A 16,286-nucleotide genomic window follows, 5' to 3' on the forward strand; every position below is an offset into this window, starting at 1 on the left:
CAAGCGGCGGCGGCTTCCCGACCACGCCGGATCCAGCGGTGGAAGATCTCCGCGAGTGGAACGGGCACCGACGGGGTCGATGCAGTGATGGCGATCATCGCGGCTCAAGTGGGGTCTGCGCCGATGATCGGCGGGAAGGTACACGCCCTGACATGGTGGGCGCGCGAGGCCGGGGCGTCCGAGTGGCTGCCGGGGCGTCTGCGGCAGAAGATCTTCAAGTTGCCCTAGGGTAGGGCGAGTTCCCGGTGGCATCTCGCTGCCGGGACGTCGTGCTTTCTGGACGGGTGTGGATCTTGCGATACGTGCGGCTGCTGCGCCGGGGTCCGGTGCTGCTCCTGTGGGGCGCGCAGATGCTGTCGGTGTTCGGGGACCGGCTCTACGCCCTGGCGGTGATGTGGATCGCCTGGCAGAAGTCCGGGGCGGGCGCCATGGGTCTGGTGGCCATCGCCGAGTCGGTTCCGTACATCGTGCTCGGCACCATCGGCCGCAGAGCCATGGAGCGGTTCACCACTCTGACGCTACTCGCCCTGGTCGACGTCGTCCGCATGGTCCTGGTCGCCGCGCTCCCCTGGACCTGGGAGCAGTACGGCACGGAGGGGCTGCTGGTGTCGGCCGCACTGCTCGGCGTCGGCGGCGCGCTGTTCGATCCGAACCTCGGGGCGATGGTGCCGGACCTGGTGAAGCCCGAGGAGGTCCAGGCCGTCAGCGGCCTCATGGATCTGACCGGGCGGGTCGCCCGGGTCGCCGGCCCCGGCTCCGCCGGAATCCTGCTTGCCGTGATGCCGATGATCGGACTGTTCTGGCTGGACGCCGGCACGTTCGCCGTGTCGGCGGTGGCATTGACCGTACTTGCCAAGGGGGCTGTGCTCGCGCAGCCGACGGCGGCGACAGTCCCGACTCCGACTACCAGGCCGCAGGCTCGGAGCCTGGTCCGGACCCACCCGGAGACCGGGGTGGCACTGGCCGTTCACGGCGTCGGCATCTTCGCCGGCGCGGTGTCCATGGCGATGCCCGCGCTCCTCGCCACCCGGCTGCACGCAGGCGCCGGGGCGTACGGCCTGGTGCTGGCAGCCGTCGGGGTCGGCTCCCTGGCGGGCAACGCGGTGGCGGGCAACGTCCGGCTACCCCGGCTGCTCCCCGCCGTCTACTGCGCCGTATGGGCGGCCTCGGGGGTGCTGTTGGCGATAACCGGGGCTGTGGTGTCACTGCTGGCACTAGTGACGGTCTCGGCGCTCTCGGGCGTGATCTCGCCGTTCCTGTCCATCTCGCTGTCCACCCACCTCGCGCAGTTCCCGCCCGCCGCTCGGCGACGGTTGCTCACGGTCGACCAGACGCTGATCCGCACCACCGGGACGGTCTCGATGATGGTCGTCCCCGCGCTCGCCGCTTCCCACCCTCGGGCCGGATTCTTCGTCGGCGGGACGGCGACCGCGGTGCTGGCTGGCGGCGGGTGCGCCCTGGTGGTGCGTTGGGCCAAGGTGCGCAAGCCGCTGCCGGTCGCTGAGGACGTCCGCGAGCTGGTCCGGGACTGATCCCCAGGGTGGCCTGCTCCTCGAAACTCGTCCGTGGCGTAATCCCTTCACCGCGAGGGCCAGGCCCCCATTCCGAAGTGGGGAGCCCGGCCCGTTGTATGCGGTCACAGATCAGGCGATCAGCGACCAGTGGGTGACAGAGATGTCCTCCAGCGGGATGCCCAACTGCTTGTAGATGTGCTGGTGCATCGCCCCGAACCAGGCGTCGCGCCGGTCGGCGAAGAACTCCGCGTTGTACCAGGCGACGCCCAGCAGCACGGTGCCGCCGCCGTTCGGGTTGCCGGGCTCAGCCTCCCAGTAGGTGGCCTGCCAGTCCCAGAGCATCAGCTCCTCCGGGCGGTTGCGCAGGCGCTCGTCGGACTCACGCAGGGCCTCGATGCAGCGCGCGGCGGCGGCCGCGTCGGGGCAGTAGTAGGTGCAGTCGGACTTGCCGATGGGGGTCTTGTCGGCGCGGCGGGCCGCATCGGTGTCCTCCCCGCTCAGGACGCGCACGCGGGTGACCGCGCCCGACGTCTCCAACGTGTCGAGGATGCTCACGGTGGTGCTCCTCTCGGTGTGTCCAGTTGGACTACCAGCCCGTCCCACTGATCGGGGCGATGCTGGGGCTCTGGGGGTCGCGCCGGAGGATGCCGCCTCGGGCGACGTAGCGGACGTTCAGCCCGATGCGGGCGCCGTCGCTCGTGTTGGTGCCGGAGCGGTGCACAAGGCGGCTGTCCATAAGGACGGCGCTTCCGGCGCGCAGCGGCACGGTGGTCATGGTCGCGGCACTGAAGCCGCGGGCCTGGTCGGCCAGGCCGCGCGCTGCTCCCTCGTCGCCTTCCTTCTCCACGGGCAGGTACCCGAGGCACTGGGTACTGGGGACGACGTGGAGGCAGCCGTTCGACACGGTGGCGTCGGTGATGGCAAGCCAGGCGGAGACGGACCGTTCGGGGTCCAGCTCCAGACGGTCGCCCGTACCGTCCTGGTGCCAGGGGATCTCGAACTCCCGGTCCGGCCACTTCACCACGAGGAACGTGTTTTCCACCGCGACATCCGGCCCGAGGACGGCCTGGACGGCAGCGAGCAGGTTCGGGGAGCGCACGGCGAAGTCCGCCCACTTCTCGGTGAGGTGAGGGTTCTTGACGATCTCTCGCGCGCCGCTGCGGTGCTCGGAGGTCAGGAGCGCGGCACGGCCGCGAGCAGCACCCGGCGGCGACCATTCGATGGGGGTCGTCATGCCGCGCCGGCCGAGGATGCCGTCAAGCTGACCGATCGTGGTCACGGCCTACTCCTGTCGGTCGCTGGGACTCCGGCTCCATACCTGTGGAGCGACATCAACGACCCTACGAATCCAGCCGAGTTGCTCTCAACGAAGTTGCGAGAAGTTGCGGTTTCTCACCCCAGGGCGTCGATCGCCGCAGCGACCAGGCATCGGGCATCCTGACCGTAGACGGCGAACCCTTGCAGCTCCGCGAAGGTCTCGATGTACTCGCGGACTTCGCCAGGGGCAGTGATCCTGACGCGGGCGGTCACCAGCTCGATCTCCACCGACTGATCGTCAAGGACGTGGAAGGTCTCGACCGGCCAGAGGGTGCGCCCCGCCGTGAAGGGGATGATCCCGAGGCTGACGCGGGGAAGCAACATGACGGACAGCAGGTGCCCGAGCTGGCCGGCCATCACCGACGGCTCGCAGATGCAGTACCGCAGGACCGATTCCTCAACCAGGCACACGATGCGGTGATTGCCCTCGTGCATCGGCCGCGTGCTCTGCATCCGCTGTGCGACGCCCTGTTCCAGGTCGGCGTCCGAACTCGCCCAGCGGGACAGGATCGCGGCGGCGTAACCGTGGGTCTGGAGCATGCCGGGGATGACGTCGGAGGAGTAGAACCGCAGGAGCCTGGCGTCCGCGTAGGACTGCGTGTACGTCTCCTGGAGCTGCCGGAGCCCGGCCCGCTGGAGGCGCTTCCATTCCATGTACATCGACGCGACCGACCGCGAGGCGGCGATCAGCTCGGGGATCAGCGCCTCTGTGCCGCAGGCTCTACACCAGGTTCGGATATCGGCGTCGGACGGGGCGGCCTTGGCATCCTGGATGCGAGAGGTCTTGGCCGGGTGCCAGCCGCACCGGGCAGACAGCTCACGCCCCGTGAGCCCCGCGTCCTTGCGAATGTCCTGGAGCCGGTCGGCGAGAGCCTTCCGGGCAGCCTGCGCGGCGGAGAGCGGTGACGTGGGCATGAACTGTCTGTCGGGTGAGTGATGGGTGGATCAGACGGCGTACTGCTCGTGCGGGGTGGCGCGCTCCCACACGGTCTCGAAGGCGTCGGCAACCATCTTCACTGTGGCGGGGTCGCCGGTGTACTCGTGGCCCTTCCAGTCGCCGTTGCCGGTGAAGTGGTGGAAGAGGACCAGCCGATCATCAATCAGCCAGAGGTCGTTGCCGGGCAACGCGATATCCGAGGCCAGACGGCGCGGGAGCCAGCGGACCCGCTCTCCGGCCGCGATGTTCACGGGCGTCAGAGCGTGCTCCCACCGGATGTAGTCGGTGACCGGCTCGGAGACGATCCGCGCGCGGCGGATCTCGACGCCGCGGGCGACGGTTTCGCGCACAAGAGGGACCCAGCCGGCCCAACCCTCGGATTCGGGATCGAGGTCGACCGTACCGGAGCGCTTGAACTCCTCGAACTCTTCAGCCTCGTCGGCGACGCTATAAACGTCACGCATCTCCAGGTGAACTGCCGTCCGCTGCGCTCCCCTCAGCAAGGTGGAAAAGTCCGGCACGTTCTGCGTCATCGCACGCCTTCCTCAAGATCGGGATCATCCGCATGGGGATACGGACAACGGCCTCGTGATCGGGGATGCCCCGTGCGTGGTCGGCTACCCACTCGGCCCCGCAGATCCGGGCTTCGAGCACGCCGTCCGCCTTCCATCCCTGGATGACGATCTCGTGCGTCTCGTCCTCGATCCACACCGTCGGCGAGCCTCCCGCCTTGGTGTCCGGATCTATCCCAACGAAATCTAGCCCCATGGCGATCTCCTGCGTCCAGCCCGTTTCGGGTAGTTGCGGGTCACACCGTTTCGCAGAGCCCTGGGGGCGTCAAGGGCGCACGGCAGCAGAGGCTGCGGCTTCCCGACGGCCTGCGCCATGCGGGTGATCAAGAGCGCTGAAGGCGCGGCGATCGGGCGTGTGGACCTGACCTGAGTGGCGGGCCGGTGAGGGGAGGATGACTCGATCGCCACTGGCCCCGTTCACCGAACGGCTACGGGCATGTCTTCGTCGAACTCACCATCCGCCAGTCCACAGACGAACGCGTGCCACTCCGTGGCCGTGTAGAAGAGCACCGTGCCCATCGGGTCTGCGGAGCAGCGAAGAGCGACGGCACCGTCCTCGAAGAAGGCCGCCTCAAGCCGGTCCTCGGGGTAGCTCCCCGGTGCCACCATCCAGGCCACGCCGGAGAGGTCACGAGAATAGAGATCGGCCTTGGCGGTCGAAGCGGCGCTCACGCCGAGACCAGCGTCCGCGCCACGACCGCGTCCGTGAAGGCACGCATGGCGGCGGCGGAGGTAATGGGACCCGTCAGCCGATCCGCCGCCCCGCCACGATGCGCTGGCGGGACGCCTCGTACAGCACGGCCGTGGCCGCGTTGGCCGCGTTCAGCGAGCTGGCCGCGCCGGTCATCGGGATGCTCACGGTGTAGTCGCACAGGTCGCGCCAGGCGGTGCTCAGGCCCGAGGTCTCGTTGCCGATCAGGAGCAGGGTGGGCTGGGTGAAGTCGAAGTCGAAGACCTCGCAGTCGCCGTGCTCGTCGGTGCCGACCAGCACCACGGGAGCGCCGCTCGCGCGCTCGGCCGAGATCCAGTCGGCCACCTCGCGGTGCGAGGGGACCCGCACGGCGGGCAGGGCGAAGAGCGAACCGGTGCTCGCGCGGACCGACTTCGCGTCGTAGACGTCGGCCGCGTGGCCCGAGACGATCATGCCGTGGGCGCCGAAGGCGTCCGCCGAGCGCAGGATGCTGCCGATGTTGCCGGGGCTGGTGGGGCGGTCGAAGAGGACGCCCAGGAAGTCCTCGCGCACCGGGATCCGGTCCAGGTCGTCGGCGGGCAGGCCGACCACCGCGATCAGCTCCGGGGCGTCCTCGTTCTTCTCCCCCAGCTCGGCCAGCAGCTCCGGCGCCATCGCGACGGTCTCGGTGTCGGCGGAAGCGGTGCGCAGCAGCTCGGCCGCCCAGCCCGACAGGCGGCGCCCGGTGTCGTAGAGCAGCGCGTGGATCGGCCAGCCGTACTCCACCGCCAACGAGATCGGGCGCACGCCCTGGACCAGGAACTCGCCGAGGCGCTGGCGCTTGTTCCGGTTGCTGAGCAACGACTCCCACTGCTGGAAGCGGGCGTTACGAGAGGTGATCCGCATAGCGGCCCACGCTACCGTCCCGGGCGCACCGTGATGTCCGTGAGCTCGGCGTCGCGCGGCAGGTCGAGGGCGGTGAGCACGGCGGTGGCCACCGACTCGGGCGCGATCCAGCGGTCGGCGTCGTACTCCTCGCCCTCCTGCTGGTGCACCTTCAGCTGCATCGCGGTGGCGGTGCGGCCCGGGTAGACGGTGGTGACCCGGACGCCCGCCGCGTGCTCCTCCTGGCGCAGCGAGTCGGCCAGCGCGCGCAGGCCGAACTTGCTGGCCGCGTACGAGCCCCACTCGGCGGACGCGCTCAGCCCCGCGCCGGAGTTGACGAAGACCACGTGGCCGCGGGACTGGCGCAGCTGGGGCAGCAGCAGGCGGGTCAGCTCGGCGGGGGCGACCAGGTTGATCGCCAGGGTCTCGTTCCAGACCTTGACCGGGGTGTCCCCGATCGGGCCCAGCTCGACCGTGCCCGCGATGTGCAGCACCGAGTCGAGGTCGATGGGCAGGGTCTGGTGGCCGAAGGCCCAGGCGAGCTTGGCGGGGTCGGCGAGGTTGCCGACCAGGGTCTGCGCGCCGGGGAAGCGCCCGCGCAGCTCGGTGGCGCGGCGGGCGTCGCGGGCGAGCAGCCAGAGCTCGTCGCCACGGTCGAGCAGGCGGTTGGCGACGGCGGCGCCGATGCCGGAGCCGGCGCCGGTGATCAGATGAGTAGCCATGGTCCGGAATCCTGTCAGGAGGAGGCGGCGGAGGAGGCGGCGAGGTGGGCGAAGACCTCGGCGGGGGTGTCGGCGAAGGAGATCAGCTCGGCGAGCGGGCGGGGCAGGAAGCCCTCGGCGTCCATCCGCCGCAGCTGGCTGCGCAGGCCGTCGTAGAAGCCTTCGGTGTCGAGCACCACCACCGGCTTGTCGTGCAGGTTGTGCTTCTTCAGCTCCAGCACCTCGGTGACCTCGTCCAGCGTGCCGAGGCCGCCGACCAGCACCACGATCGCGTCGGCGCGGGCGAGCAACTGGGCCTTGCGCTCGGCCAGGTCGCGGGTCATCACCAGCTCGTCGGCGCCCTGGTAGCCCTTGTGGGCCAGCAGCTCGACCAGGATGCCGACCAGCTTGCCGCCGGCCGCCTTGACGCCGTCGGCCAGCAGCCCCATCAGGCCGGCGTCGGAGCCGCCCCAGACCAGGGTGTGGCCGCCCTCGCCGAGCAGCCGGGCGAATTCGGCGGCGGGGGCGCAGTAGCGCTCGTCGAGTGAGTACGCGGAGCAGAAGACGGTGATGTTCATAGTGAGAAGAGACTTATCAGATCTTCGTCACCATGAGATCCCCGTTTCTGCGGTCCGACGGTCGGTCTCGGCGATGGTGGCCGACCCCACCACCCGGCTCCCGTCGTACAGCACCACGGCCTGCCCGGGGGCGATGCCGCGCACCGGGCGGTCCAGACTCACCCGCAGCTCGCCGCCGACCAGTTCGGCGCTGACCGGCACCTCCTCGCCGTGCGCGCGCAGCTGAGCGGTGTAACGGCCTTCGCCCGCAGGCGCCGCGCCGCACCAGCGCGGGCGGATCGCGGTCAGGCCCAGCACGTCCAGGCCCTCCACCGGGCCGACCGTCACGGTGTTGTTCACCGGCGAGATGTCCAGCACGTAGCGCGGCTTGCCGTCCGGCGCCGGGCGGCCGATCCGCAGGCCCTTGCGCTGGCCGATGGTGAAACCGTAGGCGCCGTCGTGCTCGCCGACCTTGGCCCCGGTCTCGTCCACGATGTCGCCGGTCGCGGTGCCCAGGTGCTGGGCCAGGAAGCCCTGGGTGTCGCCGTCGGCGATGAAGCAGATGTCGTGGCTGTCCGGCTTCTTGGCCACCGCCAGGCCGCGACGCTCGGCCTCCAGCCGGATCGCCTCCTTGGTGGTGTCGCCGAGCGGGAAGAGCGAGTGCGCCAGCTGCTCGGCGTCCAGCACGCCCAGCACATAGGACTGGTCCTTGGCCATGTCCACCGCACGGTGCAACTCACGGCCGCCGCCGGGGAGTTCGACGATCCGTGCGTAGTGACCGGTGCACACCGCGTCGAAGCCCAGCGCGATCGCCTTGTCCAGCAGCGCGGCGAACTTGATCTTCTCGTTGCAGCGCAGGCAGGGGTTGGGGGTGCGCCCGGCGGCGTACTCGGCGACGAAGTCGTCGATCACGTCCTCGCGGAAGCGCTCGGCGAGGTCCCAGACGTAGAACGGGATGCCGATCACGTCGGCGGCCCGGCGGGCGTCCCGGGAGTCCTCCAGGGTGCAGCAGCCGCGGGCGCCGGTGCGGAAGGACTGCGGGTTGGCCGACAGTGCCAGGTGTACGCCGGTGACCTCGTGCCCGGCTTCGGCCGCGCGGGCGGCGGCGACGGCGGAGTCCACCCCGCCGGACATCGCCGCGAGGACGCGCAGTCGGAAGCCGGCGGAAGGCCCGGTCGGGGCACCAGGGAAGTCAGTCATAGTCCCCCCAGGGTACGTGCTCGACCGGGACGGGTTTCAGCGCTGTCCGGCGTTGCGGGCCCGTGCCACCACCGGGCCGATCGCCTCCAGCAGCGCCGCCACGTCCGCCTTGGTGGAGGTGTGCCCCAGCGAGAAGCGCAGCGAGGAACGGGCCAGCAACGGATCCGCGCCGATCGCCAGCAGCACATGGCTGGGCTGCGGCACGCCCGCCGAGCAGGCCGAGCCGGTGGAGCACTCGATTCCGGCGGCGTCCAGCAGCATCAGCAGCGCATCGCCCTCGCAGCCGGGGAAGGAGAAGTGCGCGTTGGCGGGCAGCCGGCCCGCCGGGCTCGGGTCGCCGTTGAGCACCGCGTCCGGGACGGCCGCCAGCACCCCGGCGATCAGCTCGTCGCGCAGCACGGCCAGGGTGTCGGCGTGCCCGGCCTGCCGCTCGACCGCGAGGGCCGCGGCGGTGGCGAACCCGGCGGCCGCCGGCACGTCCAGCGTGCCGGAGCGCACGTCGCGCTCCTGGCCGCCGCCGTGCAGCAGCGGGACCGGCGCGGCACTACGCGAGAGCAGCAGCGCGCCGACTCCGTACGGGCCACCGATCTTGTGCCCGGTCACGGTCAGCGCGTCCAGCCCGGACTCGGCGAAGGAGACCGGCACCTGACCGAGCGCCTGCACCGCGTCGGCGTGCATCGGGATGCCGAACTCGCGAGCCACTGCGACCAGTTCGGCGACCGGCTGGAGGGTGCCGACCTCGTTGTTGGCCCACATCACGGTGATCACCGCGACCGCCTCGGGCTCCTCCTCGATCGCCGCGCGCAGCGCCTGGGGGTGCACCCGGCCGTACCCGTCGACCGGCAGGTACTCCACCCGGGCGCCCTCGTGCTCGGCCAGCCAGTGCACCGCGTCCAGCACCGCGTGGTGCTCGACCGGGCTGCACAGCACCCGGGTGCGGGCCGGATCGGCGTCCCGGCGGGCCCAGTACAGGCCCTTGACCGCCAGGTTGTCCGACTCGGTGCCGCCACCGGTGAAGACGATCTCGCTCGGGCGCGCTCCCAGCGAGGCGGCCAGCGACTCCCGGGACTCCTCGATCACCCGCCGGGCCCGGCGGCCGGCCGCGTGCAGGGAGGAGGCGTTGCCGGTGACACCGAGGTGCCCCGTCATGGCGGCGATCGCCTCGGGGAGCATCGGAGTGGTGGCCGCATGGTCGAGGTATGGCATAACCGCACCAGTCTAGGGGCCCGTCGTGCGGGTCCGGCCCGCCAGGGCCCAAGGAGCCCTACGAGGGTCACGATTTGGCCATTGCACGGGCTGCAACGCGGAAGCTAGCCTCCTGCTGAATTGGGGGTGGGGCCATGTCGCAGACCGTGGACCGGGCGCTGACGATCCTGGTGTCGCTGGGCGACGGCCCGGCCTCCCTGGAGCAGGCCGCGAACCGGATCGGCGTGCACAAGTCGACCGCACTGCGCCTGCTGCGCACGCTGGAGGAGCACGGCTTCGTGCACCGCCAGTCCGACCACCGCTACCGGCTGGGCGGGCGGCTGCTCTCGCTGGCCCAGACCGCGCTGGAGGGCATCGACGTCCGCCAGGTCTCGGCCCCCTACCTCGCCTCGCTCAACGAGCGCTACGGGCACACCGTGCACCTGGCGGTGCTGGAGGGCCCCGAGGTGCTCTACGTCGACAAGGTGGAGGGCCGCTACCCGGGCGCCACCAGCGGCTGGCTCGGCGCCGCCTCCCGGATCGGCCGACGCGCCCCGGCCGGCGCCACCGCCTGCGGCAAGGTGCTGCTGGCCGGCCTGAGCGAGGATCAGCTGACGGCCGCACTGGACGGCCAGGAGTTCCCGGCCCGCACCCCGCGCAGCCTGCGCTCGGCCGCCGAGCTGCGCGCCGAGCTGACCGCGGTGAGCCGCCAGGGCTGGGCGCTGGACCAGGCCGAGTACGAGGAGGCGGTGAACTGCCTGGCCGCCCCGATCACCGGCATCGAGGGCACCGCCATCGCGGCCTGCGCGATCTCGGCGCCGGTCTCGGTGGCCACGGTGAGCGAACTGAGCCGGCTGCTGCCGGAGCTGCTCTGCACGGTGGAGGCGATCTCGCTGGCCTACGGCGGCTCGCCTACTCCTCGCTGGTGCGAGAACCGTTGCGGTGCCAAGCACGCGGTGCGCGCCAGCCGTATCTGAGCGCGCAGACCCGCAGCACGAAGGCGAGCAGCGCGGCGCTGCTGGCGGTCAGCGTGGTCAGGTGGCCGGCGGCGATCAGCACCGCCACCAGGGTGGAGCCGACCAGCGCGGGCACCGCGTAGATCTCCCGGTCCCAGCGCAGCAGCGAGGGCGGCTCCATCGCCAGCAGGTCGCGGACCACGCCGCCGCCGGCCGCGGTCAGCATGCCCAGCGCCACCGAGGCCACCGAGCCGAGCCCGTAGTCGTGTGCCTTGACGGTGCCGGTGACGCAGAACAGGCCGAGCCCGAGCGCGTCCAGGATCTGCACCAGGCGGTTGATCCGCTCCACCTCGGGGTGCAGGAAGAAGACCACCACGCCGGCCGCCAGCGGGGTCAGGAAGTAACCCAGGTTGCTGAAGGCCGCCGGCGGGGTGGCGCCGATCAGCAGGTCGCGCATCACCCCGCCGCCCAGCGCGGTGGCCTCGGCGAGCACACAGATGCCGAAGATGTCCATGTTCTTGCGGACGGCGAGCAGGCCGCCGGACAGGGCGAAGACGAAGATGCCGATCAGGTCCAGCGTCTGCTGCACGTCGGGGGAGAAAAGCGAGGTCACCGGGCCAGTGTCCCCCGGGCGGCGCCCGGCCACCGAACCACGGCGGCCGGGCGAGGGCTCACTCCCCGGCGGGCCCGGCCTCCTCGGCCGTCGCGGCCTTCCCGGCCGTCGCGGCCTTCGCGGTGCTCCCGGTGGCCCCGGTGTTCTCCGGGAAGTGGCAGGCCGTCTGGTGCCCCGGCGCCAGCTCGGCCAGCGGCGGCTCCTGGGCGGCGCAGATGTCCTGCGCCTTCCAGCACCGGGTGCGGAACCGGCAGCCGCTGGGCGGGTTGATCGGCGAGGGCACATCGCCGGTCAGCAGGATCCGGCCGCCGCTGCCACCGGGGCCGCCGGTCCGGTTCTCCTTGCGCCGCGGGTCCGGCACCGGGACCGCGGACATCAGCGCGACGGTGTACGGGTGCGCCGGGCGGGAGTACAGCGCGTCGCGGTCGGCGATCTCCACGATCTTGCCCAGGTACATCACCGCCACCCGGTCCGAGACGTGCCGCACCACCGACAGGTCGTGGGCGATGATCAGATAGGTCAGGCCCAGCTCCCGCTGCAGATCGTCCAGCAGGTTGACCACCTGGGCCTGGATCGAGACGTCGAGCGCGGAGACCGGCTCGTCGGCCACGATCATCTTCGGCCGCAGCGCCAGCGCGCGGGCGATGCCGATCCGCTGGCGCTGGCCGCCGGAGAACTCGTGCGGGTAGCGGTTGTAGTGCTCGGGGCTGAGGCCGCACAGCTCCAGCAGCTCCTGGACCGCCTTCTTCACCCCGCCCTCGGTGGCCACCTTCTGCAGCTTGAACGGCGCGCCCACGATGGTGCCCACCGTGTGCCGCGGGTTCAGCGAGGAGTAGGGGTCCTGGAAGATGATCTGGATGTCCTTGCGCAGCGGCCGCATCGCGCCGACGCCCAGGTGGGTGATGTCCTGCCCCTCGAACTCGACCCGCCCGCCGGTCGGTTCGTCCAGCCTGGTGATCAGCCGGCCCATGGTGGACTTGCCGCAGCCGGACTCGCCCACCACGCCGAGGGTCTCGCCGGGGCTGACCGAGAAGCTGATCCCGTCCACCGCGCGCACCGCGCCGGTGCGGCGGCGCAGCACACCCTGGCGGATCGGGAAGTGCCGCTGCAGGTCGGTGACCCGCAGCAGCGGCTCGTCCGCGGCCGGCCGCGCGGGCGCCGCCGCTCGCTGAGTATCCGTCATGATCCCTTACTCTCAGTCTCGTTCACAGCCGCGGTCCAGCCGGAGCCGGTCACAGCCGGGGCGCGATCTCGTCGGTGAAGATCCGGCGGCGCTCCTCGATCGGCAGGTGACAGGCGGCGACATGCCCGGGACCGGCCTCGGTGAGCAGCGGAAGTTCGGTGCTGGACCGCCCCCCGGTGCGCTCGGCGTACGGGCAGCGCGGGTGGAAGGCGCACCCGCCGGGCACGTTGATCAGGCTCGGCGGGGTGCCGCGGACCGGCACCAGACGTTCCTGGAGCGGCCGGTCCAGTCGCGGCATCGAGCCCAGCAGCCCCCAGGTGTAGGGGTGTTCGGGAGCGTCGAAGAGGGTGGTGGCCGAGCCGCGCTCCACGCACCGCCCGCCGTACATCACCAGGATGTCGTCAGCCAACTCGGCCACCACGCCCAGGTCGTGGGTGATGATGATGACCGCCGAGCCGAACTCCCGCTGCAGGTCCCGGATCAGGTCCAGGATCTGGGCCTGCACGGTGACGTCCAGCGCGGTGGTCGGCTCGTCGGCGATCAGCAGCGAGGGGTCGTTGACCAGGGCCATCGCGATCATCGCGCGCTGGCGCATGCCGCCGGAGAACTGGTGCGGGTACTCGTCCACCCGCCGGTCGGGCTGCGGGATGCCGACCCGGTCGAGCATCTCGATCGCGCGCTTGCGGGCCTCGCGCTTGGAGGCCTTGGGGTGGTGCACCCGGTAGGCCTCGATGATCTGCGCACCGACCGTGTAGTACGGGTGCATCGCGGTGAGCGGGTCCTGGAAGATCATCGCCATCGAGCGGCCGCGCAGCCGGCGCACCCGGTCCGGCTCGGCAGCGACCAGCTCCTGGCCGTCCAGCCAGATTTCGCCGCTGATCCGGGCCCGCTTGGTGCGGTGCAGGCCCATGATGCCCAGCGAGGTGACGGACTTGCCGGAGCCGGACTCGCCGACGATGCCCAGGGTGCGGCCCTTGGCCAGGTCGAAACTGACCCCGTCCACCGACTTGACCAGGCCGTCGTCGGTGTCGAAGTGGATCCGCAGGTCCCGCACGGACAGGAACGCACTGCCCGCGGGGGCCGCGGCCTCGGTGGCGGTGGCAGGCTCGGTGGTCATGACAGCCTCACCCGGGGGTCGACGGCGGCGTACAGGAGGTCAACCAGCAGGTTGCAGAGCACGATGAAGAAGGCGGCCACCAGCGTCACGCCGAGGATCTTCGGCAGGTCGTTGTCGGAGATCGAGGAGACCGCGTAGAAGCCGATGCCCTGCAGCGAGAAGACCTGCTCGGTGATGACCGCGCCGCCCAGCAGCAGCCCCAGGTCCATGCCGAAGATGGTCAGGATCGGGGTGAGCGCGGCCCGCAGCCCGTGCCGGATCACCACCTTGTGCTCCACCAGACCCTTGGCCCGGGCGGTGCGGATGTAGTCCTCGTTCATCGTCTCCAGCATTCCCGAGCGGGTCAGCCGGGCGTAGAGCGCGGAGTAGAGGAAGGCCAGCGAGATCCAGGGCAGGACCAGGTTGCTGGCCCAACTGATCGGATCGTCGGTGAAGTTGACGTAGTGCAGATTGCTGAAGATGGGCCACTTGTAGCTGAACAGGGTCAGCAGCAGCGCGCCGGTGAAGAAGATCGGCAGCGAGACGCCGGCCAGTGCCACACCCATCGCCACGCGGTCGAAGACGGAGCGGGGCCGCAGCGCCGAGACCACCCCGGTGGCCACCCCGGCCAGCAGCCAGAGCACCGCCGCGCCGATGGCCAGCGAGAAGGTCACCGGGATCCGGCTGCGGATCTCCGGCCAGACCTCCACGTGGTTCTTGAACGAGTAGCCGAAGCACGGCACGTGGCAGGTCGCCGCGTCCGGGCCGTAGCGGTACTGGGCGCCGACGAAGATCTGCTTCACGAACCGCCCGTACTGGATGTACAGCGGCTGGTCGAAGCCGAGGTTCCGCTTGATCGCCTCCATCGCGGCCGGCGTGGGGTTCTTGCCGATGTACTGGGCGGCGAGCTGATCAGTGGTCTCGCCCGCGATTTTCGGGAGCAGGAAGAAGATGCCGAAGGTGACCGCGCTGACGACCAGCAGCAGTACCAGGGCGGCGAACGTCCTGCGGATGATGTAGGCCAACACAGTTGGACGGCTCCGGGTGCCCCGCCCCCGCCCGGCGCGACCGCTTGGGTCGCGCCGGACGGAGGCCGGCTCCGCTCGCCTTCACCTGCCTTCGGGGACGGGGAGCCAGGCTCTTACTTGGCGGTGGTACCGATGTTGAGGTAGTCGTACTCGCCGTCGTAGGCCGAGGTGGCCACGACGTTGGTGTTGGTACTCGGCCGGAAGTTGAAGACCTTGTAGTCGGTCAGCGGCACGATCACGGCGTCGTTCATGACCTGCGCGTCGATCGCCGCGTAGTCCTTCTCGCGGGCCGCCTGGTCGGCGTTGCCCGCGGCGTCGTCGATCAGCTTGTTCACGGCCGGGTCGTCGAGCTGCGAGAGGTTGCTGTTGCCGGAGGCCTTGATGGCGCGGCCGTCGACGATCTGCTGCAGGAAGCCGTAGCCGGTCGGCCAGTCGGCCGCCCACTGCATCATCATCATGCCGACGTTGTTCTTGTTGACGAAGTCCGGCACACCCGCGTAGTCGGAGAAGTACTTGCCCTGCGGGTACTGCTGGATGTTCAGCTTGATGCCGACCTTGGCCAGCGCGGCCTGGATGGAGGTCGCGGCCTGCACCTCGGTGTCGCGCTCACTGCGGGCGATGATGGTGGTGCTGAAACCGTCCGGGTGGCCGCAGGCCTGCAGCTCGGACTTGGCCTTGGCGATGTCGCCCTTGTTGCCGTCCGACGGGTAGGGGTTGATGTCCTGGTGGCCCGGCAGGTCCGGCGGCAGGATGCCGGTGGCCACCGAGCCGCGGACCGGTCCGCCCTGGGCGGTCTGCACCGAGACCTTGTCGATCGCGTACTGGACGGCCTTGCGGCAGTCCACGTTGTCCAGCGGCGCGACCTTGCTGTTCAGTGCCAGGTAGGCGAGCCGGCCGCCGAAGGCGTTGTCGGTCTGCGACTTCAGCTTGGGGTCGAGCAGCAGCTTGGCCTGGGTCTGCGGGTCGACGCCGCCGCCGACCAGGTCGACCTGGGCGTTGCCCGCGATCAGGTCCTGGTCGATGGTGTTCTGGTCGATGTTCATCTTCAGCACGATCTTGTCCGCGAGCTGCTTGCGGATCGGGTCGCCGGCCTGGTCCCAGTTGGTGTTGGGCACCAGCACGGCGTCCTTGCCGTCGTCGTACGACTGGAACTTGTACGAGCCGCTGGAGACGATGTGCTTGACGTAGCCGGCGCCGTCGTCCTTGGCCTGCGGCACCGGGGCCGTCTGCGGGGCGCTGACCAGGTAGTCGAAGTCCGCGAACGCGTGCTGGAGGTGGAAGACGATCGTGGTGTCGTCCGGGGTCTGGATCGAGTTCAGGCCACCGGTCGGGTCGGCGTACGGACCCTTGTACGGCGTGGGGTTGTCGACCAGCAGTTCCTGGAAGTAGGTCGGGCCGTTGGAGTTCACGGTCGGCGCGAAGTTGCTGCGCTCCACCGCGTACTTGACGTCCTTGGAGGTGATCGGGGTGCCGTCGTCGTACTTCAGGCCCGCACGCAGGTGGTAGGTCCAGGTCAGGCCGTTGTCGCTGGCCTGGCCGAGACCGGTGGCCAGGTCGTTGACCAGCTTGTCGCCGGAGCTGCCCGGGCCCGGCTGGAAGGTGGTGAGCGAACGGGCGTACAGGCGCGAGAAGTTCCAGATGTAGGCGTAGTAGGTGTTGCCCGGATCCAGGGAGTCCGGGGTGCCCTTCATCTCATAGGTGACCGTGCCGCCCTTCTGGTCCGAGGCGTTCACGATGCCCTTGGTGGCGGCATCCGCCCCCGCGGCGTTTCCGCCGCCACCGGAGGACTTGCTGCTGGAACAGCCGCTCACCACCAGCGCGGTGGTGGCAACCACCGCGGCCAGAGCGAGGGTACGAGATCGGCGCATTGCT

The 16,286-nt window shown here is 70.5% G+C and carries 17 protein-coding genes; 2 read left to right on the top strand and 15 right to left on the bottom strand.

Annotation, left to right across the window (positions count from 1 at the left end; all coding sequences use genetic code 11):
• Positions 1-284: 284 nt before the first annotated feature.
• On the top strand, positions 285-1,532 hold the full coding sequence (locus ACFZB9_RS33700) for an MFS transporter (RefSeq protein WP_391453576.1): 1,248 nt from the start codon (positions 285-287) through the stop codon (positions 1,530-1,532).
• A 111-nt stretch (positions 1,533-1,643) separates the two neighbouring features.
• Here the strand turns inward: ACFZB9_RS33700 and ACFZB9_RS33705 are convergent, their stop codons facing one another.
• The 10 genes from ACFZB9_RS33705 to ACFZB9_RS33750 form a co-directional block, all read right to left on the bottom strand.
• The gene (locus ACFZB9_RS33705) at positions 1,644-2,069 is read right to left on the bottom strand and encodes a hypothetical protein (protein ID WP_391453578.1); all 426 of its coding nucleotides are present in this window, start codon (positions 2,067-2,069) and stop codon (positions 1,644-1,646) included.
• 31 nt (positions 2,070-2,100) lie between these two features.
• Positions 2,101-2,793: a phytanoyl-CoA dioxygenase family protein gene (locus ACFZB9_RS33710; protein WP_391453580.1), complete on the bottom strand. Its 693-nt coding sequence runs from the start codon at positions 2,791-2,793 to the stop codon at positions 2,101-2,103.
• A 113-nt stretch (positions 2,794-2,906) separates the two neighbouring features.
• The gene (locus ACFZB9_RS33715) at positions 2,907-3,746 is read right to left on the bottom strand and encodes a helix-turn-helix domain-containing protein (RefSeq protein WP_391453581.1); all 840 of its coding nucleotides are present in this window, start codon (positions 3,744-3,746) and stop codon (positions 2,907-2,909) included.
• Positions 3,747-3,776: 30 nt separating this feature from the next.
• Complete coding sequence (locus ACFZB9_RS33720) at positions 3,777-4,301, bottom strand: DUF6879 family protein (protein ID WP_391453583.1); 525 nt, start codon at positions 4,299-4,301, stop codon at positions 3,777-3,779.
• A 456-nt stretch (positions 4,302-4,757) separates the two neighbouring features.
• On the bottom strand, positions 4,758-5,012 hold the full coding sequence (locus tag ACFZB9_RS33725; RefSeq protein WP_391453585.1) for a DUF397 domain-containing protein: 255 nt from the start codon (positions 5,010-5,012) through the stop codon (positions 4,758-4,760).
• 73 nt (positions 5,013-5,085) lie between these two features.
• On the bottom strand, positions 5,086-5,916 hold the full coding sequence (locus ACFZB9_RS33730) for an RNA methyltransferase (RefSeq protein ID WP_391453587.1): 831 nt from the start codon (positions 5,914-5,916) through the stop codon (positions 5,086-5,088).
• Between the two features lie 11 nt (positions 5,917-5,927).
• Positions 5,928-6,617 (bottom strand): SDR family oxidoreductase, encoded by a 690-nt coding sequence (locus ACFZB9_RS33735; protein ID WP_391453588.1) that lies wholly within the window; start codon positions 6,615-6,617, stop codon positions 5,928-5,930.
• 14 nt (positions 6,618-6,631) lie between these two features.
• Positions 6,632-7,174: a TIGR00730 family Rossman fold protein gene (locus ACFZB9_RS33740; RefSeq protein ID WP_391453589.1), complete on the bottom strand. Its 543-nt coding sequence runs from the start codon at positions 7,172-7,174 to the stop codon at positions 6,632-6,634.
• A 27-nt stretch (positions 7,175-7,201) separates the two neighbouring features.
• Complete coding sequence (gene mnmA / locus ACFZB9_RS33745; RefSeq protein WP_391453590.1) at positions 7,202-8,353, bottom strand: tRNA 2-thiouridine(34) synthase MnmA; 1,152 nt, start codon at positions 8,351-8,353, stop codon at positions 7,202-7,204.
• Between the two features lie 36 nt (positions 8,354-8,389).
• Entirely contained in the window at positions 8,390-9,559 is a 1,170-nt protein-coding gene (locus tag ACFZB9_RS33750; RefSeq protein WP_391453591.1) for a cysteine desulfurase family protein, read from the bottom strand.
• Positions 9,560-9,693: 134 nt separating this feature from the next.
• Between ACFZB9_RS33750 and ACFZB9_RS33755 the strand changes: the two genes are divergently transcribed.
• On the top strand, positions 9,694-10,515 hold the full coding sequence (locus ACFZB9_RS33755; protein ID WP_391453593.1) for an IclR family transcriptional regulator: 822 nt from the start codon (positions 9,694-9,696) through the stop codon (positions 10,513-10,515).
• Here ACFZB9_RS33755 and ACFZB9_RS33760 read toward each other — a convergent pair.
• From ACFZB9_RS33760 to ACFZB9_RS33780, 5 genes are all read right to left on the bottom strand, one after another.
• Positions 10,451-11,107: a trimeric intracellular cation channel family protein gene (locus ACFZB9_RS33760; protein WP_391453594.1), complete on the bottom strand. Its 657-nt coding sequence runs from the start codon at positions 11,105-11,107 to the stop codon at positions 10,451-10,453. The genes ACFZB9_RS33755 and ACFZB9_RS33760 overlap by 65 nt on opposite strands.
• A gap of 58 nt (positions 11,108-11,165) precedes the next feature.
• Complete coding sequence (locus tag ACFZB9_RS33765; RefSeq protein WP_391453595.1) at positions 11,166-12,290, bottom strand: ABC transporter ATP-binding protein; 1,125 nt, start codon at positions 12,288-12,290, stop codon at positions 11,166-11,168.
• A 49-nt stretch (positions 12,291-12,339) separates the two neighbouring features.
• A complete protein-coding gene (locus ACFZB9_RS33770; RefSeq protein WP_391453597.1) occupies positions 12,340-13,407 on the bottom strand; it encodes an ABC transporter ATP-binding protein in 1,068 nt (355 codons plus the stop codon).
• Entirely contained in the window at positions 13,404-14,414 is a 1,011-nt protein-coding gene (locus tag ACFZB9_RS33775) for an ABC transporter permease (protein WP_391453598.1), read from the bottom strand. Before ACFZB9_RS33775 ends, ACFZB9_RS33770 begins: the two co-directional genes overlap by 4 nt.
• Positions 14,415-14,527: 113 nt before the next feature.
• A complete protein-coding gene (locus ACFZB9_RS33780) occupies positions 14,528-16,282 on the bottom strand; it encodes an ABC transporter substrate-binding protein (protein WP_391453600.1) in 1,755 nt (584 codons plus the stop codon).
• Positions 16,283-16,286 lie beyond the last annotated feature (4 nt).

The sequence above is a fragment of the Kitasatospora sp. NPDC008050 genome (assembly GCF_042957465.1).
Lineage (GTDB): Bacteria > Actinomycetota > Actinomycetes > Streptomycetales > Streptomycetaceae > Kitasatospora.